Source organism: Vibrio sp. LQ2 (genome assembly GCF_023920125.1).
In the GTDB taxonomy this organism is placed as follows: Bacteria; Pseudomonadota; Gammaproteobacteria; order Enterobacterales; family Vibrionaceae; genus Vibrio; species Vibrio fluvialis.
In genome coordinates, this window is sequence record NZ_CP085308.1 from 587,001 (window position 1) to 609,653 (window position 22,653).

General features: G+C 47.5%; 20 protein-coding genes. 11 read left to right on the forward strand and 9 right to left on the reverse strand.

The features are described from left to right. Window positions 1–113: 113 nt before the first annotated feature. Window positions 114–1,370 carry an aromatic amino acid transport family protein gene (locus tag LGV68_RS02860; RefSeq protein ID WP_202645234.1) on the reverse strand — a complete coding sequence of 419 codons (1,257 nt, stop codon included), beginning with the start codon at window positions 1,368–1,370 and terminating at the stop codon, window positions 114–116. A gap of 363 nt (window positions 1,371–1,733) precedes the next feature. Between LGV68_RS02860 and LGV68_RS02865 the strand changes: the two genes are divergently transcribed. Beyond that, on the forward strand, window positions 1,734–2,594 hold the full coding sequence (locus tag LGV68_RS02865) for a DMT family transporter (RefSeq protein WP_020330321.1): 861 nt from the start codon (window positions 1,734–1,736) through the stop codon (window positions 2,592–2,594). A 189-nt stretch (window positions 2,595–2,783) separates the two neighbouring features. Beyond that, on the forward strand, window positions 2,784–3,086 hold the full coding sequence (locus tag LGV68_RS02870) for a YdhR family protein (RefSeq protein ID WP_222749126.1): 303 nt from the start codon (window positions 2,784–2,786) through the stop codon (window positions 3,084–3,086). Window positions 3,087–3,157: 71 nt separating this feature from the next. On the opposite strand, the gene LGV68_RS02875 is transcribed toward LGV68_RS02870, so the two are convergent. From LGV68_RS02875 to LGV68_RS02905, 7 genes are all read right to left on the reverse strand, one after another. Continuing rightward, window positions 3,158–4,180, reverse strand: a complete 1,023-nt coding sequence (locus LGV68_RS02875; protein WP_252536200.1) for a sensor domain-containing diguanylate cyclase — start codon at window positions 4,178–4,180, stop codon at window positions 3,158–3,160. A 503-nt stretch (window positions 4,181–4,683) separates the two neighbouring features. Beyond that, window positions 4,684–5,814 (reverse strand): 5-methyltetrahydropteroyltriglutamate--homocysteine S-methyltransferase, encoded by a 1,131-nt coding sequence (locus LGV68_RS02880; RefSeq protein ID WP_222749124.1) that lies wholly within the window; start codon window positions 5,812–5,814, stop codon window positions 4,684–4,686. A gap of 196 nt (window positions 5,815–6,010) precedes the next feature. Then, window positions 6,011–6,316, reverse strand: coding sequence for a hypothetical protein (locus LGV68_RS02885; protein WP_038128281.1), 306 nt, complete (start codon window positions 6,314–6,316; stop codon window positions 6,011–6,013). A 1,563-nt stretch (window positions 6,317–7,879) separates the two neighbouring features. Next, the gene (locus tag LGV68_RS02890; protein ID WP_020330329.1) at window positions 7,880–8,092 is read right to left on the reverse strand and encodes a cold-shock protein; all 213 of its coding nucleotides are present in this window, start codon (window positions 8,090–8,092) and stop codon (window positions 7,880–7,882) included. A 358-nt stretch (window positions 8,093–8,450) separates the two neighbouring features. Continuing rightward, a complete protein-coding gene (locus LGV68_RS02895) occupies window positions 8,451–8,783 on the reverse strand; it encodes a hypothetical protein (protein ID WP_020330330.1) in 333 nt (110 codons plus the stop codon). A gap of 96 nt (window positions 8,784–8,879) precedes the next feature. Next, window positions 8,880–10,529, reverse strand: coding sequence for a BCCT family transporter (locus LGV68_RS02900; RefSeq protein WP_222748636.1), 1,650 nt, complete (start codon window positions 10,527–10,529; stop codon window positions 8,880–8,882). 207 nt (window positions 10,530–10,736) lie between these two features. Then, window positions 10,737–11,600 carry a LysR family transcriptional regulator gene (locus LGV68_RS02905; RefSeq protein WP_075988486.1) on the reverse strand — a complete coding sequence of 288 codons (864 nt, stop codon included), beginning with the start codon at window positions 11,598–11,600 and terminating at the stop codon, window positions 10,737–10,739. 177 nt (window positions 11,601–11,777) lie between these two features. On the opposite strand from LGV68_RS02905, the gene LGV68_RS02910 reads away from it, so the two are divergent. The 9 genes from LGV68_RS02910 (at window position 11,778) to LGV68_RS02950 (ending at window position 22,059) form a co-directional block, all read left to right on the forward strand. Continuing rightward, window positions 11,778–13,295: an arylsulfatase gene (locus LGV68_RS02910; protein WP_061056441.1), complete on the forward strand. Its 1,518-nt coding sequence runs from the start codon at window positions 11,778–11,780 to the stop codon at window positions 13,293–13,295. A gap of 69 nt (window positions 13,296–13,364) precedes the next feature. Then, on the forward strand, window positions 13,365–14,669 hold the full coding sequence (locus LGV68_RS02915; protein ID WP_252536202.1) for an anaerobic sulfatase maturase: 1,305 nt from the start codon (window positions 13,365–13,367) through the stop codon (window positions 14,667–14,669). Then, window positions 14,656–15,657, forward strand: a complete 1,002-nt coding sequence (locus LGV68_RS02920; protein ID WP_171933664.1) for a MoxR family ATPase — start codon at window positions 14,656–14,658, stop codon at window positions 15,655–15,657. The genes LGV68_RS02915 and LGV68_RS02920 overlap by 14 nt, the downstream gene beginning before the upstream one ends. A 5-nt stretch (window positions 15,658–15,662) precedes the next feature. Further along, the gene (locus tag LGV68_RS02925) at window positions 15,663–16,613 is read left to right on the forward strand and encodes a DUF58 domain-containing protein (protein WP_158146493.1); all 951 of its coding nucleotides are present in this window, start codon (window positions 15,663–15,665) and stop codon (window positions 16,611–16,613) included. Beyond that, window positions 16,610–17,098 carry a DUF4381 domain-containing protein gene (locus LGV68_RS02930; protein ID WP_024373850.1) on the forward strand — a complete coding sequence of 163 codons (489 nt, stop codon included), beginning with the start codon at window positions 16,610–16,612 and terminating at the stop codon, window positions 17,096–17,098. The genes LGV68_RS02925 and LGV68_RS02930 overlap by 4 nt, the downstream gene beginning before the upstream one ends. After that, window positions 17,095–18,102 carry a VWA domain-containing protein gene (locus LGV68_RS02935; protein WP_222733068.1) on the forward strand — a complete coding sequence of 336 codons (1,008 nt, stop codon included), beginning with the start codon at window positions 17,095–17,097 and terminating at the stop codon, window positions 18,100–18,102. The genes LGV68_RS02930 and LGV68_RS02935 overlap by 4 nt, the downstream gene beginning before the upstream one ends. Then, window positions 18,095–19,786 carry a VWA domain-containing protein gene (locus LGV68_RS02940; RefSeq protein WP_252536204.1) on the forward strand — a complete coding sequence of 564 codons (1,692 nt, stop codon included), beginning with the start codon at window positions 18,095–18,097 and terminating at the stop codon, window positions 19,784–19,786. Before LGV68_RS02935 ends, LGV68_RS02940 begins: the two co-directional genes overlap by 8 nt. Then, entirely contained in the window at window positions 19,783–21,030 is a 1,248-nt protein-coding gene (locus LGV68_RS02945) for a BatD family protein (RefSeq protein WP_252536206.1), read from the forward strand. The genes LGV68_RS02940 and LGV68_RS02945 overlap by 4 nt, the downstream gene beginning before the upstream one ends. A gap of 42 nt (window positions 21,031–21,072) precedes the next feature. Beyond that, window positions 21,073–22,059 carry an HAD family hydrolase gene (locus LGV68_RS02950; protein ID WP_252536208.1) on the forward strand — a complete coding sequence of 329 codons (987 nt, stop codon included), beginning with the start codon at window positions 21,073–21,075 and terminating at the stop codon, window positions 22,057–22,059. Between the two features lie 142 nt (window positions 22,060–22,201). Here the strand turns inward: LGV68_RS02950 and rplY are convergent, their stop codons facing one another. Next, entirely contained in the window at window positions 22,202–22,480 is a 279-nt protein-coding gene (gene rplY / locus LGV68_RS02955; RefSeq protein WP_004725590.1) for a 50S ribosomal protein L25, read from the reverse strand. Window positions 22,481–22,653: the final 173 nt, after the last annotated feature.

The window sequence follows — 22,653 nt, forward strand, 5'->3', positions numbered from 1 at the left end:
ATCAAAAACGCGTTGTTGTGGAATAGCGGGGAAAATGGGGAAACGGTGATGTGACAGCGAAAGGAGAAGGGATAACAAAACGGCCCACAGTGTGGGCCGTTAGGGTGATGGGCTTAGCGCGTCAGGCTAAACAGTAAAGCGGATACCGCCAGAACGCCGACAAACAGCACAAAGTAGGTACTTAAACGCTGCTTGTAGGCGTGTAGCGCTTTCACTCGATAGACAGCAATCATCGGCATGATAAACAGAATCATCGCGATGACGGGCCCGGATAGCGCTTCCATCATCCCGAGAATGCTTGGGTTCATTACCGCCGCAAACCAAATCGCCACAAACATGAATGCAATGCCAATTTTGTCAGCGCTGCGTGCAGAGAGACCACTGTGTTTGGTGATGAGCCCGTTTAAGCTTTCACGGGCGCCAAGGAAATGTCCCAGAAAGGACGAGGTGATGGCAACAAATGCGACCAAAGGACCGAGCGTGGCAATAAACGGATTGTGGGTTGCGTTTGCCAAATAAGACAACACCGAAACATTCTGCGATTTAGCTTCAATCAACTGCTCGGGTGACAACGCCAGGACGCAAGAAAACACAAACAGCAATACGAATGCGATCAACATGATGCTGGTGCGTTTAAGGATTTGCTCAGATTTGACAACCGCGTTGTCTTTATAGTGGCGGCGCTGAATGTTGGCAAAGCTTGAAATCGCCGCCGCATGACTGAATGAAAATACGACCACTGGCACTGCTAGCCAAACCGTTTGGGTGAAATCGCTGAGCGCAGGCATTGCCAGAGATGGCATCGTCCAAAACGGAATGAGGTAAAAAGAGAGTGCTGCAAGGATGGCGGCAAGCGGGTAAACCATGGCAGCAAAGGCGCGCAGCATGATCTTCTCTCCGCCAAGCATAATGGCGATCAGGCTGAATACCAGTGCACCTGACAGCAATTCTCTTGGTGGACTGCTCATTTGAGCCTGATTGACGAGAAAACTGTCGACTGTGTTAGTGAGACCAACACCGTAAATCAGCAGAATTGGGAAAATAGATAAGAAGTAGAGCAGGGAGATCAAGCGACCAGCTTTGGCGCCGAAGTGTTCTTCGACCACATCGGTAAAGTCTGCGTTTGAACGCTCAGAAGAGAGAACAAAGCGCGCCAATCCTCGATGCGCGAGGTAAGTCATAGGGAAAGCCAACACCGCCATCAAAACCAATGGCCAGAATCCACCTAAGCCGATATTGATTGGAAGGAACAGAATACCAGCCCCGACCGCGGTGCCAAACAGGCTGAGTAGCCAGTGAGTATCGTGTTTATTCCAGGATGTTGTGGTTTTAGAAACGCTAAAATCTAAAACTTCTTGAGATTCTTTCACTGAATTTAAGTCCATATAAGAATAATAATGTTGCGAATCCTACTCCCTTTAGTTGATGTGATCACACTGTGACTCTGGTCATATTCACTGGCATACACAAGAAGCGTTGATGTATGAAACTATGGAAAAAACGAATTAACAGAATTTTATTCTGATTATTTGTTTGTATTCTGAAACTAAAAGCTAAAAAATAACTATTTTTTGGTTTGATTAAGATGTTAACAGAGTGTTTGAATTCGAGTTGTGGATTATTCCATCATTCATTTCTAACGTGCAGAAATAAAAGCAGTTTTGCCTATGGAGTTGTTGTGCAATTTGCCGCACAATCGATACCTGCCTGTTTAAAAATTATAACAATCCATCATGTTTGCTAACCTGCGTGCCGAAATCATTCTCGTCCTGACTACACTGCTTGCCGCAGCGGGATGGGTATTCTCTAAACAAGCCATTCAAGGGCTGCCTCCTTTTGGTTTTATCGGTCTTCGATTCGTGACCGCGTCACTTATTCTATTGCCTTTTTGCTTGCCTGCACTACGCAAAGCCTCGCTAGGCGATATGCTCCGTTCTATGGGGGTAGGTGTATTTCTGGGTGGATCTATCTTTTGCTGGATCTACGCGATTTCCATCAGTGACACTCTTGGCGAAGGGGCCTTTATTATGAGCCTGTCGATGTTGTTTGTGCCGCTGGTAGCTTGGCCGTTGTTCGGGAACAAACCCAGCCGGGCGTTTTGGATGTCATTGCCGATTGCTGTGGTCGGTTTGTTTTTACTTGCTTGGAACGGTGAGTGGAATGTTGCCGCCAGCCAGTTATGGTTTCTACTTGCTGCGGTTGGACTCGCGCTGCATTTCAACTTCAATAGCCAATACTCCGCTAAATTGCCACCAATGTTGTTGACCACGTTACAGCTTTTCGCGACAGGTTGTCTTGGGTTGCTCCTGTCCTATTTTGTTGAAGCCTGGCCACAAGAGGTGAGTGGTGAAACTTGGAAATGGTTTGTACTCAGTGTTCTGCTGGCAACCAGTCTTCGCTACCTGATGCAGACGGTCGGGCAAAAACATGCTAACCCAACCAACGCCGCCATTCTGATGCTGCTTGAACCCGTTTGGACCCTATTGCTCAGTGTTTGGATTTACAGTGAATCAATGCCACTGAACAAAATTATCGGTTGTGTGTTGTTGCTCGGTTCATTGCTGCTATACCGTATGAGCAACATTCGACGCTAATCCGGTTTGAGTAGAAAGGGCGCTAAGGCGCCTTTTCTTTTTTCTACTCTTCGATGTATTTCAATTACTTTCATTGGGTTAGATGGCACCTTCTCGCGAAATTCTGCCTTGATATGAACGACTGTGACTAAGTGACATTCCGTTTGTGTTCTTATACTTGCTTAGCAATAAAGGAATAAGGAGAAGAACATGGCGGTGATTTTATATGTGCGGATTAAGTCTGGATTGGATCCCGATGAGCTGGAAAGAAGGGCTTTTGAGCGTAAACCTCGGTTTAAAGAAATCCCTGGATTGATACAAAAGGTTTATGGTCGCGACCCGCAAACTGGCGAGGTGTGTGGTATCTATTTCTTCAAAGATCTGCCATCCATGCAAGCCTTCAAAGAGACTGAACTGGCAAAAACCATCCCATCAGCTTATGAAGCGCTAGACGTGAGAAGGGAGGTGTATGAGCTTATGTTCCCGCTTTATGAAGAGCGCGGGCCTTTTTAGTCACTCATGATGATTCTGAACCCGAAATGCTGCTGAATGTGAATAATCAGCAGCGTTTCGGTTGTTCTTCTCTATCCGACCAGTTTCTGCCCTGTGCTGTCGCAGTTGATGAGGTTACGGCCATTTGATTTCGCCTCATACAACGCCTTGTCCGCTCTTTTCAGGAGTTGCTCAGGATAGAGATCGTTGGTTTGAACCTGCGTGATACCAATACTGACAGTGATAGACATCGTCATGTTGTCATACTCTATGATGGTCTGTTCTATGGCATGACGAACCGCATTGTAGATAGCCAATGCGCTTTGTTTGTTCTGATCGTGCAGTATCAGGGCGAATTCTTCGCCTCCAATGCGTGATAGATGACCGTCTGAACCCAGTAAGGCAGATGATATTCCGACCACTTGTTTGAGTACGTAATCGCCGGCGTTATGGCCATATTGATCGTTGAGCATCTTGAAATGATCAATATCCATCAATCCTAAAAAGAAGGACGCACCATCCGAGTGGAACTGCGCTAACGCGTGCTGAATTTCTTTGGTAAATACGCGGCGGTTAGGAGCACCTGTCAGATGGTCCGTAGAGGCTAATTGGTTAAGCTCCATGACCTGCAGACGCAGGTTAATGTTCAGTGCAATCCAGTTTGCCAAGCATTGCAGTTCAAGTGCCTCGGTTTCGGAATAATAGCTGGTTTGATTGTGTGCGACATTCAACGTGCCTAAACATTGATTTCCACACAGTAATGGCGCATCCATACAAGTTTTCATCCCGAACTGGCTGAGCATGATGCAATCTAACTCATCGGATTGCGCCAAATCGTCACAGATGATCAGTGTTCGCTCAGAAAACGCACGACCGACGAAGGTTTGCGCGATAGGCACCGGAAAATCGAGCGGAATCGCTTTATTGCCACTGATAGAGTAGAGCTTTAAATATTCACTGCCATCTTGCAAAGTGATGCTGGCGCGCTCGGCGTCAAATAATCTGTGTATCCACTGTGAAACGGTATCGAGAACTTCCTGAAGTGAAGGTGCCGCCGATAGTGCATGAATAAATTCGGACAGCGTTAAAGGGTCAAACTTTCTTTCGGCAGGCATAACTACACCCCTTTAATTATTATATTTTTCTTTTTTGATACCGATATTTATTAACTCATTCGTTATGAAATATGGATAGATTTCCCTTTAAACATTACTGGTATTTTTATCAGATGCAAGCTCGGTGAAATCAACTGTCCCAGTGTCAAACAAGTGTTGGGAAGGATCCCATTTAATTCATAGATATCAGTTATCTATATACATTTTGATTCATGTTATTCCTGCAAAAATACTACTTTTGAATTAGTTGTTAATGATGAGAATATGAGGAAGATATGAATCAAAAGTTGAGCAATTCTCACTGTTGATACAAATAACAGGATGGGTAAATATACGACCGGTTACATGTTCACCGTTCGGTAAAGTTAGTATTTTGCATAGCAGTCAAATAATGACAATTATTTTCATTTAAGTAGGACGCGATGCAGAGAATGCCAGTTGGTGTGGATTGAAAGAGATTTAAAGCCGGGCAAGACTCCGGCTTTAAATCTATAAATTAGTGCTTACGACCAGACTTGCCGCTCAATCTGTTTGATAAATTGGACCTTGGCCCATTGCTCCTCAACGGTAAGCTTATTGCCTTCTTCAGTGGAGGCGAAGCCGCATTGCGGGCTGATACACAGGTTTTCAAGCGGCACGTATTGCGATGCTTCGTCAATCCGCGCTTTGACTTGAGCAGCATCTTCCAGTTCAGGGAATTTTGAGGTAATCAAGCCAAGCACAATTTGGCTTTGCACATTGGACCAATGACGCAGGGGAGCAAAGTCACCAGAACGTTCGGAATCGTATTCCAGGAAAAAGCCATCGTAGTGAGTGGCAAACAGAGCTTCAGCTACAGGTTCATAACCACCGGAAAACAGCCAGGACGACGCGTGATTGCCGCGGCAGATGTGTGTAGTAACCACCAAGTCATCAGGTTTATCGCGCAAAGCTTCATTGATGATTCGTGTACAAATTTGAGCAATTTCATCTGGATTGATTCCTTTCGCTTCAAGGCCGCTGCGTTTCTCTGCATCGACCAAAAACGCCCAATTCGTATCATCGAATTGCAAATAGCGGCAACCTCGGGCGTAGAACGCTTGAATGGCATCACGATACGTTTGCGCTAAGTCTTGGTAGAACAGCTCTAGATCCGGGTAGATATTGTGAATACGTGATGAACCATCGTTAGCGAGAATTTCCTGACGGAGAATCATTGTCGGACTGGGAATGGTTGCTTTGGCGACGTAGTGTTCATCTTCACCTACTGCATTGAGCAGGAAATCAAAGTGTTCCAGAAATGGATGCTCAGGGTTAAAAGCGATACGACCGATCGCACGAATATTGTAAGCCGGTGCGGCTTTGCCATGAAATTTCTGATTGTAGCCGGCATCAGGTGTATAACCTTCGATTCCGTGCAGATTTTCCAAAAAGTCGATGTGCCAGAAACCGCGGCGAAATTCACCGTCAGTGATGGCCTGGATGCCTGTTGCCTTTTGTTGCGCTACCAATTCGAGAATGGCTGCGTCTTCAACCTGAGTGAGCTGAGAACGGTCTATTTTCCCTTGAGCGTAATCACGGCGTGCCTGATGAAGAAAAGCCGGGCGCAGATAGCTGCCTACGGTGTCAGTGCGAAAAGGAGGACGTAAAGCCATGATAGTTACCTCTATTGTGAGTCGGGTTTGTGATGTCAGAGTAATGGATGGCTAGACGTCTTGTTAATCTGTTTTTGTTCATAATCAATATGAAACAAATTCAATTAGATTGATCGCAGACAAATGAAAACGACCAACCGTAAGAAAGGAGAGGCTGGTCGCTACTATAAAACTGGGTAAGAGTGTGGAGCATTTACTAGCAAAGATCGCGCATTAGCGTCTCGTATTCCTCTTTGGCCTCTTCTATCAAACCTACCAGCTCTGTGGCATCTTCTCCTGAGAGATCTAAATGCCAACGCATCTGGTTGGTTCGCCCAGTATCCTTACAGGTTAGTTCTGTACATTTGCCGTGAGTTTCAAAACAGAGTGACTCAAACTCACCGTTAAACTTACGTTTTTCCTCCATAATATGAATATGCAAATAACCAGTCGGGTTCACCATTACATTTGCATGATGATGTCCCTTTCCTGCCAATGTGTATGACCGATGTTTAGTGTACATAATATGCTCGATTTCAAACGTGTTTCTGTCCATGCAACCGTCAACAGCGTGGATGCGCCCACTTCCCCCAAAGTATAGGTAGACATCGCTTGGCTAAGTGATGGATTGGGCATCTTTTTTAGAACAATTGTTTGTACTTATTTGAGTGGTTGTAACTGAATGGAATGCTTGGAAACAGGATGTTGCGTATCGCGAAGGTACGTGGAAATAGGTGGCTAATCATGAGGGTTATTTCCTTCATTTCGATCTCTCGTCCGACAAGAGGCAGTGTATCTGAATTTAGACGGTTCAGAGTATTGTGTGAGATGCCAGAGTCGGGGGAGTTCGAAATGAAGGGGATATATTGAACTGGCAATGATGTGAGGTTTGGAGTATTGCCAGTTCTCGGGTGCCTAGCGGCGTTTAACTATGATTTCTTTTCTGCTTTTGTGTCTTTCCAATATTGGATGCGAACACGATGCAGCTGAGCTCTTCTCATTTTTTTCATAGTAATCTCCTTTATAAGTAACGCTCTTAGTGAGCTTATTGTTTAAGGTTTACTTAATGGCTCCCTTTCGTTGGGAGCGTATTACAAATTATGGGTTTTCCCATAACGTCTTGAGTGAGTTTTAAATATACTCACCAAATTTCATGTCGGTGACTTACGTCTTCATTCGGGATTACATTACCCGCTTCATATGACACTAACATGTCAATCAAGTTCCGTGCCTATTTGTCACCGAATGTTCATATTCTTACACCTGAATGCCCATAAAAAGCAACAATTGGTTTTGCATTATTTGTTTACGTAAACAAAACACAGGCAATGCAAAACCAATTTTTGCTCTCAACATGGATACGAGCCATGACGGTTGGCTGTTGAACGCAGGGTAAGGCACGATTTTGCCGCATTCAAAGCACTAGAATTGTGCACGAACGGCAACGCTGATGAGATATCAGAAACTCTTCGAAATAGAAAGGTTAAGTGAAGCGTAAAAATTACAATTCGAACAAATCGTCGAACCTACGCTTTTCCAGAATATCTTCAATTCGCTTTCTGGTTTGGTGTTCTGTTAATACTTTCTTTTCTTCTGGAAGATTCGCTTTCTCTTCCGTTTTCTCTTTAACTTTTTTCGGCATAAGATTATTTCTGTCGAGTTGAATAAAATGATTCTAGACGGATAAATTCTAAAGGACAGAAATCTCGCCTAATTTGTGATGCTTGTTCTAGAATAGTCTGCGATTTTTATCAAACCAGAATAATAGGTTGTTTAAAAACAGCTGTTTTCAAAATTCCAGGTAACAAAACGTTAATGTACACACGCTTTAAACGTGACGCACAAACTCTAACGCCGTTATTCCATTTCAAAGATTGGAAGATTCTAATTTACACTTAAAGCTAACTTTCATCGCGATACCACAATGGTGTGTGCAATGTTAAGTTGCAGGCGTTTAAAATCGAGAATTTCTAGGAGTGACCAGATTTAATTTGTAGATCAGACAGATGTAAATCGAGGGAAAACCAGAAGATTAAGCAATTGAAAGGGATTGAATAGCGCGGCAACGGGTGCCGCGCTAACGGAATTATAGTGCTACTACGTTTGCAGCTTGTGGGCCTTTTTTGCCCTGCTCAACGTCGAAGCTTACACGCTGGCCTTCAGCCAGAGTTTTGAAACCTTCAGAAACGATTGAAGCGAAGTGTACGAATACATCTTTGCCGCCGTTGTCTTGAGTGATGAAACCAAAACCTTTAGTTTCGTTGAACCATTTTACAGAACCAGTCGATTTGTTAGACATAGAGACCTCTAGATTTTCAATATTTACGAGTTATAAGTGTGCTGATAACAAAAGCTATTACATGGACTATCGAGAGGAGCTGTCGCAGGAGCTATACGAAGAATATCGAAAGATAACTGAGAGAACTTTATAGACGTATCATTAATAGCTCAATGGTAAGAGCTGAGGGGCAGTATACAGGTTAAACAAACAATGAACAGCTTTATTTTATCCAGAAGCGTAAATATTTATTTCACTCTCGCCACGCTAGTTTATAAACCAAACCGCGTACCGAATGATGCAGACGCGGTAGTGGTGGAGTGTAAGAGAAAGAGCCCGAATATTGAGCTCTTTTCTTTAAGACTCATGGTTTAGTGACTTACTGAAGGTGTATACCCATGGAAAGTAGAATGTCGTCCAGTTCATTTTGATACTGGTGTGAGGTTCGCACAATTTCATCCAGCTCATTCTGAGGCAAAGACGAACCGAAAATCAGAAAGCAACGCCACTGGTTTTCTGGCTTGCTGAGCTGCGAGAGAAAGTGTTCGTAACTCAATTCGCCTTCTTCATAGACCAGATAGTAGGTGAGCAGAGTAGTCAGGCGGGGCAAACAGGCCTTTTGGGCGAGTTCAGACTTTGCCAACAAGGTGGTTAAGCGCTCTTTAAGTTCTCGACGAATTTCGTTGAGTGAGTCATCAATGATATCAGCCATAGCGTTTCTCCAAGCAATGTGGTGGTTACACAGTTGGTTAAAGTTTTCAGCCCCCAAGGGCACCTACGATACATATCTCATCAAAAACACAGCGCCTTACCGTTTGGTTTTCGTTGGCCTTGGTTCACTCATCAGGCCAAGTATCAACGATATGGTCGCCACCAGTAATACAATAGTGAATGGAAACCCTGTGGTTACAGCCATGGCTTGCGCCGCGGCTAATCCTCCCCCGAGTAGCAGTGCAATCGCGACTAATCCTTCGAATGTACACCAGAATACGCGCTGCGGTGTCGGAGCATCCACTTTACCACCTGCAGAAATCGTGTCGATGACCAAAGAACCGGAGTCTGACGACGTAATAAAAAACACAATTACCAGCACAATACCCACGAACGAAGTAATGGACGTCAGCGGCATGACTGCCAGCATTTCAAACAGTTTGAGCGGCAGATCGGCGTTTTTCACCGCTTCATAGCCATCATTAATAAATTGACTGATCGCCGTTCCACCAAAAGCAGTCATCCAAAAAATGCACACGGTGGAAGGAATGAGTAAGACGCAAACAATAAACTCGCGAACGGTTCTGCCACGAGACACTCGCGCGATAAACATGCCGACAAATGGTGACCAGGAAATCCACCACGCCCAGTAAAACGCCGTCCAGCCTTGTGAATAGTTGATGTCTTCGCGTTCAAATGGCATCGACAGCGCCGGGATATGTTCAACGTAAGACGCGATGTTTTCAAAGAAGCCACTCAGAATGCCGACCGTTGGTCCGGCTATGACAATAAATAGCAGCAGTATCGCCGCCAAAATCATGTTGACTTCAGACAGCAGCTTTACGCCGCCGTCTAACCCGGCGACGACCGAAAATAGCGCGCAGGCGGTAATAACAATGATAAGCACAATTTGCGTTGTGTCGGTCAGCGGAATACCAAAAAGGAAATTCAATCCGGTTGCTGCTTGAGACGCTCCGTAACCGAGAGAAGTGGCGAGGCCGAATACGGTGGCAACCACGGCAAGAATATCAATGACATTGCCTGTCCAGCCCCAGATTCGTTCGCCAAAAATGGGATAGAACACCGAACGCATCGTCAGCGGCAGGCCTTTGTTAAACGAGAAAATCGCTAAGCCTAGTGCCAGTAGTGCGTAAATTGCCCAAGGATGTAAAGCCCAGTGATAGATGGTTGCGGCCATGCCGAGCGAGCGGGCCGCTTCAGTATCACCGATGGCTCCGCCTAGCGGCGCCCAGTCGGTACGTACGCCATTGTCTACAATCGGTCCTGCCAGTGACGAGCTGAAATGCGACATAGGCTCGGACACACCAAAGAAGACCAAACCAATCCCCATACCTGCTGCGAACAGCATCGCGAGCCAGCTCGCATAGGAATAATCCGGGGCCGCATGAGTGCCGCCAATGCGCACTCTGCCGAGCGGTGAAATGGCTAAGCCTATGCAGACAATGACGAAGAAGTCTCCGGAGAGCAGGAAAAACCAATCGAGATGGGATGTCAACCAGGCTCGTAGATGGACAAACAGAGGCTCGACTTGATCCCGGAATATCAGTGTGGCGAAAACGAAAGTCACAACAGCCAGACCAGAGACCGCAAACACGCGGTTATGAATGTCCAGACCGAAAGGACCGATGGATAACACCACATTGTCTTGTCCTACCGTGTAATCCGTATCGATAGGATTTGCTTTTCCGCTTGGGCGTGGAACACCGCCATTATCATCATTGTCCATCTTTCATTCCGTCCATTGTGAGTCAACAAAGTTCGCCGTGAGTGATGATTCGCGGTTAGTTACACTATAGCCGTGATTTTTGTCTCTTCCTTCAATCTTTGTACTGAATTTGCACAAATTGTCTTTTTTCTGAACCAGATAGGCGTTGTGAAAAAGAAAAGTGCTTGTCGCTTCGCTTTGTTATATAGGCCATCGAACATGCCGTTCTCAAGCGGTCAGTGTTCCCAAGTTATGTTGAAATTGAACTAAACGGCGTTTGATTTTATCCCTCAGAGCCTTGTGGGCTGGATTTTTTAATTCGCGTCGATGGTAAACCAGATGATAGGGGATGTACGCGGTGTTGATTGGGCATTCCAACACTTGAAGATTGAGCGTTTTAGCCCATTTTTTCGCAAAAGAGTGTGAAATGACGCCGAGTGAATCAGACTGCGACACATAAAGTGCCATGCCTGCTATCGAACCACTGACGATGTCGATCTCCCGCTCTTCAATCGGTTCGCGACAAATCTGTTCAAATCCCCGCAGATTGTCCCAGAGCCCGCTGTAGAGCACATGCTTTTCGCGGTAGAACGCTTCTTTGGTCAGTGAATCCTGAACTCTCGGGTGTCCGATGCGGCAAATCAACGCCAAAGGTTCTCGGTGAACTTCCTCGATCACGAAAGAGTTCTCTTTAGTCAGCATGGTGTCGAGGATCAAATCCACCCGTTGTTGGCGCAAATGCTCAAACAACTGGTGTTTTTCTACTGGTGATTCGCTCAACGTCACATTCTCGAAAGGTTGCAGGCAGTGCAGTATCGATTCATTGCAATACACATTGAAGTGTTCACGCATTTCCATCGCGTTTTCAATGATATCGAGCGCTTGACGGAAAGAGGGCACAAGTTGATGTCCTTTCGTGGTCAGTTCAATGCCTCGCCCTTGCTTAGTAAAGAGCGCCTGACCATATTGTTTCTCAAGTCGTTTGATTGCCGAGCTCACGGCAGGTTGCGTGATATCCAGTTTTTCAGCGGCTTTTGTGAATGATTGGTACTCAGCCACTACCAGAAATGTACGTACTAAATTTAGGTCCATAACACCACTACTCATAAATTTCATTAATGGATAATAAAACATTTGAGCGATTGTTTCTCAATTAGTTCAGGTCTAGTCTAGGTTTGATATGTATATGTTTGTATAAACATTTCGGGTTGTCTGACTGTGTGATTTTGGTTCAGCGACCGTGCAAACCCAGTGAAAAATGGAGTTAATATGAGTACACGCAATAAAAAGCGCTCAGGCAAGCTGCTGCTCAATGCATGCACACTCGCTATGGGGGCGGCGTCAGCAACGGCTTATGCAGCAGACAAGCCCAATATTCTGGTGATATTTGGCGATGATGTTGGCTATTGGAACCTGAGCACATACAACCAAGGCATGCTGGCGTACACCACGCCAAACATAGACAGTATTGCGTCGGAGGGGGCGAAATTCACCAACTTTTACGCGCAGCAGAGCTCGACCGCAGGCCGTAGCGCATTCATTACGGGTCAGATGCCTAAACGCACTGGCTTGAGTAAAGTGGGCATGCCGGGGGCACCGGAAGGGATTAGCGAAAAAGATCCTACCATTGCGACCATGTTAAAGCAGCTGGGCTATGCCACTGGCCAGTTTGGTAAAAACCATTTAGGCGACCGTGACGAGCATCTGCCAACCAACCACGGTTTTGATGAGTTCTTTGGTAACCTTTACCACCTCAATGCCGAAGAAGAACCGGAAAACGTCGATTACCCGAAAAATCCGGAGTTCCGTAAGAAATTCGGCCCCCGCGGCGTTATCCATTCTTACGCGGATGGCAAAATTGAGGACACTGGTCCTCTCAATCGTAAACGTATGGAAACCGTTGATGGTGAGTTCCTCGATGCGGCAGAAACCTTCATTGAGAAGCAGGTGAAAGCAGATAAGCCATTCTTTACCTGGTTTAACACCACTCGTATGCACAACTTCACCCACGTTCCGAAAGAGTACGATGGCAAGACTGGGGCCGGCTTCTACGCTGATGGCGTGAAACAGCACGATGACCAGATTGGTCAGCTTCTGAAGAAAATCAAAGATCTTGGCGTAGACGATAACACCATCATCATCTACACCACCGATAACGGTCCGATGATCAACCTGTGGCCGGATGCGGGGATGACTCCGTTCCGCAGTGAGAAAAACACCGGTTGGGAAGGCGCTTTCCGTGTACCGGCGATGATCAAATGGCCAGGCCACATCCAACCCGGTACAACGCTGAACGGCATTGTGTCTCTGGAAGACTTTTTCCCGACGCTGCTCGCGGCAGCGGGTGACGACAAAGTCAAAGATGAACTGCTGAAAGGCAAGAAAGCTAATGGTAAGTCGTACAAAGTTCATCTCGATGGCTACAACCAGTTGCCATACTTCACGGGGCAAACTCAAGAATCCGCGCGTAAAGAGTTTGTTTATTGGAGTGATGACGGTGACTTGCTCGCGGTGCGTTACAACCAGTTCAAAATGCACTTTGCGATTCAAGAGCACGAATCCGGGCTCGATGTGTGGAAATACCCATTCACCAAACTTCGCGTCCCTCTGATCTTTGACCTGAGTATCGATCCGTTTGAACGCGGCGATACTGGTATGGGATACGACCGTTGGATGTACGAGCGTTCCTACTTGCTTGGTCCGGCGATTGAGAAAGTGAACCAGATTATGTCGACGTTCGACGATTTCCCACCACGTATGGAAGCAGGTAGCTTTGTACCGAAATAACCATTCAGTGTCGTGAAGTAGTTTGGCGCTCTTCGGAGCGCCATGTTTTCAAAAACAAAGGAAGTATGAATGACTAAACCCTCAACGCAGGCTTCAACATTACTCGACTTGGTTCCGCTAAAAACGGCTTACAAAGATCTCAGCGAAAACCCGACTTACCAGCGCCGCTTCCACGTGATGGCCAAGCCCGGTGGAGCGAAATGTAACATTGACTGCCAATATTGCTTTTACTTGCACAAAGAGAATCTGCTGCATCAACCTAAGCAGCCCAAAATGGACGATGAGACGCTGGAAGCGTTCGTGAAGAGTTATATTGAGAGTCAAGATGGCGACGAAATCGTCTTCTCCTGGCAGGGCGGAGAGCCAACCCTATTAGGGCTGGATTACTTTAAAAAAATCGTCGAACTGCAGAAAAAATATCAGCCTCAGGGCGTTAGGATTGAAAACGACTTGCAGACTAATGGAATTCTGCTCAACGACGAATGGTGTCATTTCTTGGCCGAAAACCATTTTCTGGTTGGACTATCCATCGATGGTCCGGAAGAGATCCACAACAAATATCGTGTCACTCGCAGCGGAAAACCTACCTTTCATTTGGTGATGAGTGCAGTTGAGAAAATCAAAGCACATGGTGTTCGCTTTAATGCGTTAGTCACCGTGAACCGATACAACGTCAAACACCCACTGGAAGTTTACCGTTTTGTGACCCGCGAACTGGGCGCTACCTATGTGCAGTTCAACCCGGTCGTGGAGCCGAGTGATTTCAAAACCACGGCACCGCAGTTCTGGAATGACAGCATGATACCTGTGGTCGGCAGCGAACTCTCCAAACCGGGGCACCCGATGTCGATCGTCACGGATTGGTCGGTGGATGCGGATGACTGGGGGCAATTTCTTATCGCCATTTTTGAGGAGTGGGTGAATAACGATCTGGGCCGAGTGCTGGTGAATCTGTTTGAAACCGCGGTCGCTCAGGTGATGGGTAAACCTGCGCAGCTGTGCATTACGGCAGAGTTCTGCGGGAAAGGCCTCGCCATCGAACACAACGGTGATGTATTCAGTTGCGATCATTACGTGTATCCGGAATACAAACTGGCCAATGTCAAACAACGCCCACTCAATGAAATGGCGTTCTCGGTAAGACAGCAGGCTTTTGGCATGGCTAAACGCGATTCACTGCCTAAGTACTGTAAAGAATGTCCTTATCTGAAGCTCTGCTGGGGTGAATGCCCCCAAAACCGCTTGTTGAAAACACCGGATGGTGAAGAAGGGCTGAGCTATCTGTGTCCAGGAATCAAAGCATTTTTTGACTATTCATTGCCAATGCTCACCGGCTTGGCTGTATTACTAGGACAGCAGAATGGAACACATTAATAATCTATCGGGTTGTGCACACGATGATGTTGTCGCGCTGCAAAGCGCCATTGAATCTCAGGTGGTTGGCCAGCGCTCAGTCATCCGCAGCTTGGTACTGGGTTTGCTGTGCAGTGGACATGTGCTGCTTGAAGGTTTGCCGGGGACCGCGAAAACGCGTTCGGTTAAAGCGTTAGCAAATGGTCTGTCTATCTCTTTTGGCCGCATTCAGTTCACGCCGGACCTATTGCCGTCTGACGTGACGGGCACAGAAGTTCTGCAGGAAACGGACGGAAAATCATCACTCCATTTCCGCCCCGGGCCAGTGTTTAATCAGATTGTCCTCGCCGATGAGATTAACCGAGCACCAGCTAAAGTTCAGGCGGCGCTGCTGGAAGCCATGGGGGAAGGTACTATTACCGTTGCCGGGCAAACGCACTCTCTGCCGGAGCTGTTTATGGTGCTGGCGACACAAAACCCGATAGAGCAGGAAGGAACGTATCCGTTACCTGAAGCGCAAATGGACCGTTTCTTGATTAAAGCATCGGTGGAGTATCCAGATCCAAAAGCGGAACGCGACATCATTCGTTTGGTGCGTCAGGAAGAGAACGGTGTGTTTGATACCAAGCCTCAGCAAAGCGTCACGATTAACCCCGTCAGTATATTGCAAGCACGTCAGCAAATAGCGGCGTTGCCGTTGTCCGATATGGTTGAAAGTTACATCATCGATTTGGTGATGGCGACTCGTAACCCAGAACAGTATGAACACTCTAAACTCGCCAGTTGGCTGACCATTGGTGCCAGCCCACGCGCGTCGATTGCGCTGGATAAATGTTCTCGCGCTTTAGCGTGGTTGGAAGGGCGCGATCATGTGTTGATTGACGATGTGCGCGAAGTTGCCTCGCTGGTGTTAGGGCATAGGCTGAGTCTCTCTTATGAAGCACTAGCGGATGGTATCAGCCATCAGGATGTGGTGACGGAACTGCTTGATGTGGTCACTATTGGGTAGTGATTATGAATCAACCTCGCCTCACAACGGATAGCCGTATTCATGTCACTTTGCCGCAATTGGTGCGGCTGCAAAATCAGGTGACGCAGATAAAGCTGCTTAGCGCGCGTTATTCACGAGCGCATCTGTCTGGTCGTTATCAATCTCATCAGCGTGGACGAGGCCTCAACTTTGAAGAGCTTCGCCATTACCAATTGGGGGATGACATTCGCCAAATGGACTGGAAAGTCACGCAGCGCACGGGCAAACCACATGTGCGCAGCTATACCGAAGAGAAAGACCATCAGGTGATCGTATGTGTTGACCAGAGGAGCGGGATGTATTTTGGTTCAGTCAGCTACATGAAATCGGTAGTGGCTGCTGAAATAGCCGCGCTTGTGAGTTGGCTTGCGCTGGCAAACAATGATCGGGTTGGTTTTTTTATCTCAGCGTGTCAGGAACTTAACTGGTCGTCAGCGAAACGCGGAAACGCCCATTTTCTTATGGGATTAAACCAGCTAGTGACTGCCAACCAGATGCTCAGCTCTGCAAGTTACGATCACGACCGTGTCGGTTTTCGGAAATGGATGGACCAACTCAGTCAGCGTCGCCTGAAAGCGGCCACATTGATCATCATCAGTGATTTCTCGGATGCGGATGCGCAGTCGTTGAAACAGCTTAAATATCTTCAACAGCACAATGATGTGTTGTCGATTTTCATCTCTGACCCACTGGAAGTGAACCTGCCAGAGCAGCAGATCCGCTCCGCCTGGGTCGTCGGTGATGGCCGCTACCAGTTGGCGCTGCAAAAAGGTAAACAGACTTCTGAAGTCAACAAGCGACTTCACGCTCGTTATGCTGAGAAACAAACGCATCTAAAGAGTTTGATGGCGGCACAGCATATGCCGTTTATCGAAATCACCACTCATGGCGATCATCTGGTCCAGCTTGCTCAGACGTTAAGGGGCATTCAATGACCCCATCGCCTCCAAGCAGCTATATGTTACGAGAGCTAAAAGAAGTGCCGATTCCCGATCCCGTCGGATGGTGGCCACAAGCACTTGGATGGCAGTTATTGTTGATTCTGCTCACTATTCTGACGGTTTATGTCATCTACCAACGGGTTGAGCATTGGTGGTGTAACCGTTATCGCCGAGAGGCAATTGAGGCGCTGGCTCGCTTGTCGTCCGATGATGCGCTGTGGCCGCAGAAAATGCATAAGATTGTCAAAGTAGTGATGGTTTATCTTGATTCAAAAAACGCCGCAGTTTATGGCCAGAGCTTGCTTCGCCAGATGGACAACTATCATCAAGGTAATGTGAATATGGCACAGAATGCTGACTTCGTTCAGTGGATGATTTGTTTGGAAGACCCTAAGGCGACCACTCCGGATTTCACGGCGATGCGCGCTGCATTGAGGGCGTGGCTTTTAAATCATCGGTTGCCGGAGAAAGCACAATGACGCAATTGGAGTTCGCGTATCCCTGGGCTTTCGCGTTGTTGCCTTTACCACTGTTGATCTACTGGTTGGTTCCGGCTTATCGCAGCCGGGAAAATGCCATTAAAGTCCCTTTCTTTACGCAAATTTTGGAAGCCTTAAATGAAACGCCCAAAGTGGCCGCAGGCTTGCTTCGGGCAAGCCACTGGCAGCAAGTGACACTGATACTGTCATGGTTATTGATTGTGACGGCATTGGCGAAGCCGAGTGTGCTGGGGGAAGTCACGACCAGAGAAGCGTTCGGTCGTGATGTAATGATGCTGGTCGACCTCTCCGGCTCTATGGAAGAGAAAGATTTTTCAACCCGAGGAGGCGAAAACTTAACGCGTTTGGATGCGGCTAAGCAAGTGCTGCGTGAATTCGTGACGCAACGCAAAGGTGATCGGTTCGGGCTGATTCTCTTTGGCGATGCCGCCTTTATTCAAACGCCATTTACCGCCGATCAAACGGTGTGGCTCAGTTTGTTAGACGAAGCGCAAACCGGAATGGCTGGGCAAAGTACCAATTTAGGTGATGCTATCGGGCTTGGAATTAAAGTGTTTGAACGAACGCCCACTACGACACAAGAGCGCATCATGGTGGTATTAACCGATGGTAATGATACTGGTAGTTTTGTGGCACCAGTGGATGCGGCCAAAATTGCCGCATCCAAAGACATTCGCATTTATGTCATTGCTATGGGCGATCCGGAAAATATCGGCGAACAACCGCTGGACATGGATGTGGTGAATCGCGTAGCAGAACTGACTCAGGCAAGATCGTTTGTTGCTATCGATCAACAGCAGTTGAATGAGGCGTATCAGGTGATCGATAAGCTTGAGCCACAAAAATACAGCAGCGAATCTTACCGCCCAAAAATCAGCCTGCACCATTACCTGATTGCGGTTGTGCTGGTGTTGCATCTTATCGTCTTTAGTTGGATGACATTGCAACAACATCTGAGAAATCAGGAGGCGGCGAATGAGTAACTGGTCAATGGCATGGCAACAACTGTCACAGTTTCATTTCCTGCGCCCGTTATGGCTGTTGGCGCTTGTTCCGCTGCTGGTGATTCTGTACTTGCGCTGGAAACGAGAAGAGAGCGCTCAACAACTCAGCTTTTTCCCGGAGCATTTACGCCAGGCATTAACGCTGAGGCAGGGGGGCTGGAGCCGTCAGCTTCCGCTTAAAATGCTGGTGGTGGTTGTGAGTATCGCCGTCATTATCTGTGCCGGGCCAACGTGGCAAAGAGAGGCTTCGCCATTTGGTGAAGACAGTGCGTCGCTAATGGTTCTGTTAGATAGCAGCGAATCGATGCTGCAGAAAGACGTCGCGCCAGACAGGCTGACTCGAGGCAAACAGAAAATCTCAGATCTGACTCAAGCTCGGCATGGTGGCAAAACGGGACTTATTGTGTTTGCCGGCAGTGCTCATGTTGCCATGCCGTTGACCAGCGATAATCAGGTATTGAAACCCTATTTGGCGGCGATCAATCCTGAGGTTATGCCCGTGGAAGGTAAAGCTACGCAGCGTGCACTGAGCTTGCTGAAGCAACAGATTCCTCCCTATGTGGGCAACACTCTTTTACTGGTAAGTGATGGTGTTTCTGATGCCGCCATTGAGGCGTTTACCCGTTATTTCTCGGATAACCCTTATCAACTTCTGATCCTTGCGACGGGTAATCCGCAAGTGGAATCGAAAGCACCGTTGGATATGAACTCTTTGCAGCGTCTGGCGCAAAGTACGGGCGGCGACGTGATTACGCTCACTATTGATGATAGCGATATACAAACGCTGGAGAGCAAGATAGAGCGTTTCAGAATGCTGAGTAATGAATCGACAATGCCATGGCAGGATGAAGGGTATTGGTTAATTTTACCTTTGGCTGCAATCACTTTGCTTTGGTTCCGCCGTGGTTGGTTAGTGAAATGGGGGCTGATGTTTGCGTTGCTTACACCAAACATGACCCCCACCAATGCCTACGCAGCCATGACATCAGCGGTGGCCAACACTGAGCAGCAGAATGAGGAAGTGACACTTTGGGACAAAAGTTATCAATGGTGGCTCAATTTGTGGTTAACGCCAAATCAACAAGGTGAATGGTGGTTCAACCGCGGAGAGTTCGTTAAAGCGGCTGTCGCGTATCAATCACCAATTAACAAAGGCATTGCCTACTACTATGCGGGAGAATTCACATTAGCTCAGGCAGTTTTTATGCAAAGCGACTCGAATCTTGGGCGCTATTATGCGGCCAGTGCTCTCGCCAGACAGCGGGAATATATCGCGGCTCGTCAGCTTTTAAGATCGCTCTCGACTAAAGAGGAGATTGAACCGTCACTCAAAGCTGATGCCGAGCATAACCTCGCAGTGATTGATGGCTTGATTGAGGAAATCAACCAGGCCAGTGCATCTCAGGCAAACAGTGTCGGCGATCAGGAGACATCAATTGAATTGCCTGACGATCAGCCGCAAACCGCTGAAGGAGCAGATGAACAGACGACACAAGACAAGATGATTCGTGACAAGTTGAGTGCCGATCAGATCCTTGGCGACCCTCAGTTGGCGCAGGTGTGGCTCAAGCGGGTGGAAGCCAGTCCTCAACGTTTTCTTCAAGCGAAATTCCAACTGCAAAATTTGCAGCAAAGCGAAACCAAAGAAGGAGCGAATCGATGAAGCGATTGGTGTTCTGTGCTCTGTGTCTCTTGTTGTCATCGCTGCCATTGAGTCTTGTGCAGGCGGATGAAGCTGTTGCGCCTGTCGACGTCAAAATTAAAGCGTGGTTGGGCGATGACCCGGATAAGGTTGTTGAGACGTGGGCGCCGACACAACAAATATTGCTGCATATTGAAGTCTCGACCAACAGTTGGTTCACCTCTGGGACGCAAATCAAAGGAATCGAAATTCCCAATGTGTTAGTCAAACAGCGCAACACGTCTGCTGTGAACTATACCGAACGAGAAAATGGCCAAACCTGGTCCATACAACGTTGGGAAATCACGCTCTATCCGCAACAAAGCGGAGAGTTTGTGGTGCCCGCAGCACAGGTGTTTACTCAGGTGTCGGATTTCAATAATCAGAAAAAAGCCGTCGCATTGCAAACGGCGCCAATCTCATTTCGGGTGGTGTTGCCCAGCGCAGAGTTGGCAGCGAGAAATGGGTTTGCAGCCTCTGCAGTTAAGGTGCAGCAGCAGTGGAGTGACCAAGAAGACCAACCGCTCAAAGCCGGAGACAGCATTACTCGTACCGTCACTTTGGAAGCAAATGACTCGCTGTCGGTGCTGCTGCCGACCTTGATGCCGGAACAGCGCTCTCCGTTGTGGAGCGTTTATCCCGCGGTGCCTGAACTCGATGATCAGCACAGTCGGTCAGGCTACGTTTCGCATCGAACAGAAAGCCAGACCTATGTGCTGCTCGCTGGCGGAGAGATCGAATGGCCTGCGTACGAGTTCTGGTGGTGGAACACTGAAAAAGACCGCTTGGAAAAAGTAACTCTGGAAGGGCGAACCATTCATATCAAGCATACGTTGGCATCCTGGGTCAGATATTACGCTTGGGAGCTGGCAATTGCGTTATCCGTTGTCGTTGTTCTTGTGGGCTTGGCGATATGGCTCAAACGTTATTACCAAACACATCCTAGGCCGATGTGGCTTGAGTTCCGCCAAGCGCTGCGCCGTGGAGAACATTCGCGCAGCCGCACCATGTTGTACCGCAAGCTTCGCGCAGAGACGCACAGTGTCGCGTTGGTAAAACATTCGCCGAATATGCGCTGGAAGAACCATGCCGTTCAGGCGCAAGACCAAAATGCCACTCGCCCCGATTTCATTTATCTGTGGCGGCGCATCAAAAAGCAACGCCAACGGTTTAGCTTACCCAAAGCACTACCAGAACTACATCAAACGGAATCTTCGGATTCCTAGCACAAATCTATTTTTACAGTTGGCTAAAGAAGGAGACATCTTGTGAAAATCTTACCTCTACAGCGTTATAAGGCAGCACTTTTTCTGGGGTTGGCACTGATTGCTCAGGCGAGTGCAGCAAGCAAAGTTCCGTTGCCATCCTGGAACGACAGCGAAGCAAAAACATCCATCATCGAATTTGTTCAGCAAGTGACAGACAAGAATTCGGAGCACTTTGTTCCCAAAGAAGAGCGCATCGCGACGTTCGACAATGACGGCACACTTTGGTCAGAGCAGCCAATGTATTTTCAGGTTCAGTTCGCGTTAGACCGCGTCAAAACTCTTGCGCCACAGCACCCGGAATGGACGACGGAAGAACCCTTCGCCAGTGTTCTCAAAGGGAACCTGAAGAATCTGCACACGGAAGATTTGGTCAAATTGCTCTATGTCACCCACTCAGGTATGACGAGCGATGAGTTTGATGCCATTGTGAAACAGTGGATGGCCAGTGCCAAGCATCCCACCACAGGGAAACAATACACCGAGATGGTTTTCCAGCCGATGTTAGAGGTGCTTGACTACCTGCGAGCCAACGGCTTCAAAACCTTTATCGTCTCTGGTGGCGGTACAGGCTTTATGCGTGCGTGGGCACCAGCGGTGTATCACATTCCGCCAGAGCAAATTGTTGGCAGTACGTTTGAAACCGAGTTTATGATGCTTGACGGCAAACCTGTGCTGAAACGTCTGCCAAACTTGTTGGTTAACGATGATAAAGAAGTGAAAGCCCAGCAGATTTACGAACGTATCGGCCATCGTCCGATTGCTGCATTTGGTAACTCTGACGGCGATTTGGCGATGCTACAATGGACCGCAGCGGGTGATGGTCTTCGTTTACCAGTTTACATTCATCACACCGACGACAAACGTGAGTGGAGCTATGACCGAGAATCCCATGTCGGCAAACTTGATAAAGGCTTGGATGAAGCGAAAGAGAAAGGCTGGCCAGTTGTCGATATGAAAACTGACTGGAAGGTGATTTATCCTAACTAAGGTTTTAGAGAACGCCTAAAACGGTGAAAGCCCGATGTTGGTAGCATCGGGTTTTCGAATTTCTAGATTCTCGGATGGTAAGGCCGATTGTCTTATGTATGCAAAAGGTTGGATTTAATCCAACTAATTCCTTGGTAGGGAATTAGATACGGATGAAGTCCATGTGCTCAACTTTTGGCTTGAACGCGTGACGTTGAACGTCTTGTGGCTTAACCTTAACTTCAGCGCCATCGATCACAAGAACGATTGCTTCGTAGAATTCAGGTTTGTCCATCTGGTTCACGATGTCATCGTGGTTCAGAGTGATTGATACTGGCGCAGCTTCACCACCGTAAACGATAGCAGGGAAGTTGCCAGTGTTACGTAGGCGGCGGCTCGCACCTTTACCTAGCTCAGTACGTACTACTGCTTCAAATTTCATGGTATTTACTCTCAAATTAGTAAATTAGTAACGTCACAGCAACAATGCGACCTTGTCGCCGTGGTAAAGTTTCGATGTCAACGATGAGTTAGCATCAAAACGAGCGCGGATACTATCATTCAAATACGATTCGAGCAATAGAAAAACAGGGTTCTAACGGCTGTTGAGCCTGA

Coding starts and splice junctions, on each gene's coding strand:
- LGV68_RS02865 (WP_020330321.1), top strand. CDS start 1,734: ATGTTTGCTAACCTGCGTGCCGAAATCATTCTCGTCCTGACTACACTG.
- LGV68_RS02870 (WP_222749126.1), top strand. CDS start 2,784: ATGGCGGTGATTTTATATGTGCGGATTAAGTCTGGATTGGATCCCGAT.
- LGV68_RS02875 (WP_252536200.1), bottom strand. CDS start 4,180: ATGCCTGCCGAAAGAAAGTTTGACCCTTTAACGCTGTCCGAATTTATT.
- LGV68_RS02880 (WP_222749124.1), bottom strand. CDS start 5,814: ATGGCTTTACGTCCTCCTTTTCGCACTGACACCGTAGGCAGCTATCTG.
- LGV68_RS02885 (WP_038128281.1), bottom strand. CDS start 6,316: ATGTACACTAAACATCGGTCATACACATTGGCAGGAAAGGGACATCAT.
- LGV68_RS02890 (WP_020330329.1), bottom strand. CDS start 8,092: ATGTCTAACAAATCGACTGGTTCTGTAAAATGGTTCAACGAAACTAAA.
- LGV68_RS02895 (WP_020330330.1), bottom strand. CDS start 8,783: ATGGCTGATATCATTGATGACTCACTCAACGAAATTCGTCGAGAACTT.
- LGV68_RS02900 (WP_222748636.1), bottom strand. CDS start 10,529: ATGGACAATGATGATAATGGCGGTGTTCCACGCCCAAGCGGAAAAGCA.
- LGV68_RS02905 (WP_075988486.1), bottom strand. CDS start 11,600: ATGGACCTAAATTTAGTACGTACATTTCTGGTAGTGGCTGAGTACCAA.
- LGV68_RS02910 (WP_061056441.1), top strand. CDS start 11,778: ATGAGTACACGCAATAAAAAGCGCTCAGGCAAGCTGCTGCTCAATGCA.
- LGV68_RS02915 (WP_252536202.1), top strand. CDS start 13,365: ATGACTAAACCCTCAACGCAGGCTTCAACATTACTCGACTTGGTTCCG.
- LGV68_RS02920 (WP_171933664.1), top strand. CDS start 14,656: ATGGAACACATTAATAATCTATCGGGTTGTGCACACGATGATGTTGTC.
- LGV68_RS02925 (WP_158146493.1), top strand. CDS start 15,663: ATGAATCAACCTCGCCTCACAACGGATAGCCGTATTCATGTCACTTTG.
- LGV68_RS02930 (WP_024373850.1), top strand. CDS start 16,610: ATGACCCCATCGCCTCCAAGCAGCTATATGTTACGAGAGCTAAAAGAA.
- LGV68_RS02935 (WP_222733068.1), top strand. CDS start 17,095: ATGACGCAATTGGAGTTCGCGTATCCCTGGGCTTTCGCGTTGTTGCCT.
- LGV68_RS02940 (WP_252536204.1), top strand. CDS start 18,095: ATGAGTAACTGGTCAATGGCATGGCAACAACTGTCACAGTTTCATTTC.
- LGV68_RS02945 (WP_252536206.1), top strand. CDS start 19,783: ATGAAGCGATTGGTGTTCTGTGCTCTGTGTCTCTTGTTGTCATCGCTG.
- rplY (WP_004725590.1), bottom strand. CDS start 22,480: ATGAAATTTGAAGCAGTAGTACGTACTGAGCTAGGTAAAGGTGCGAGC.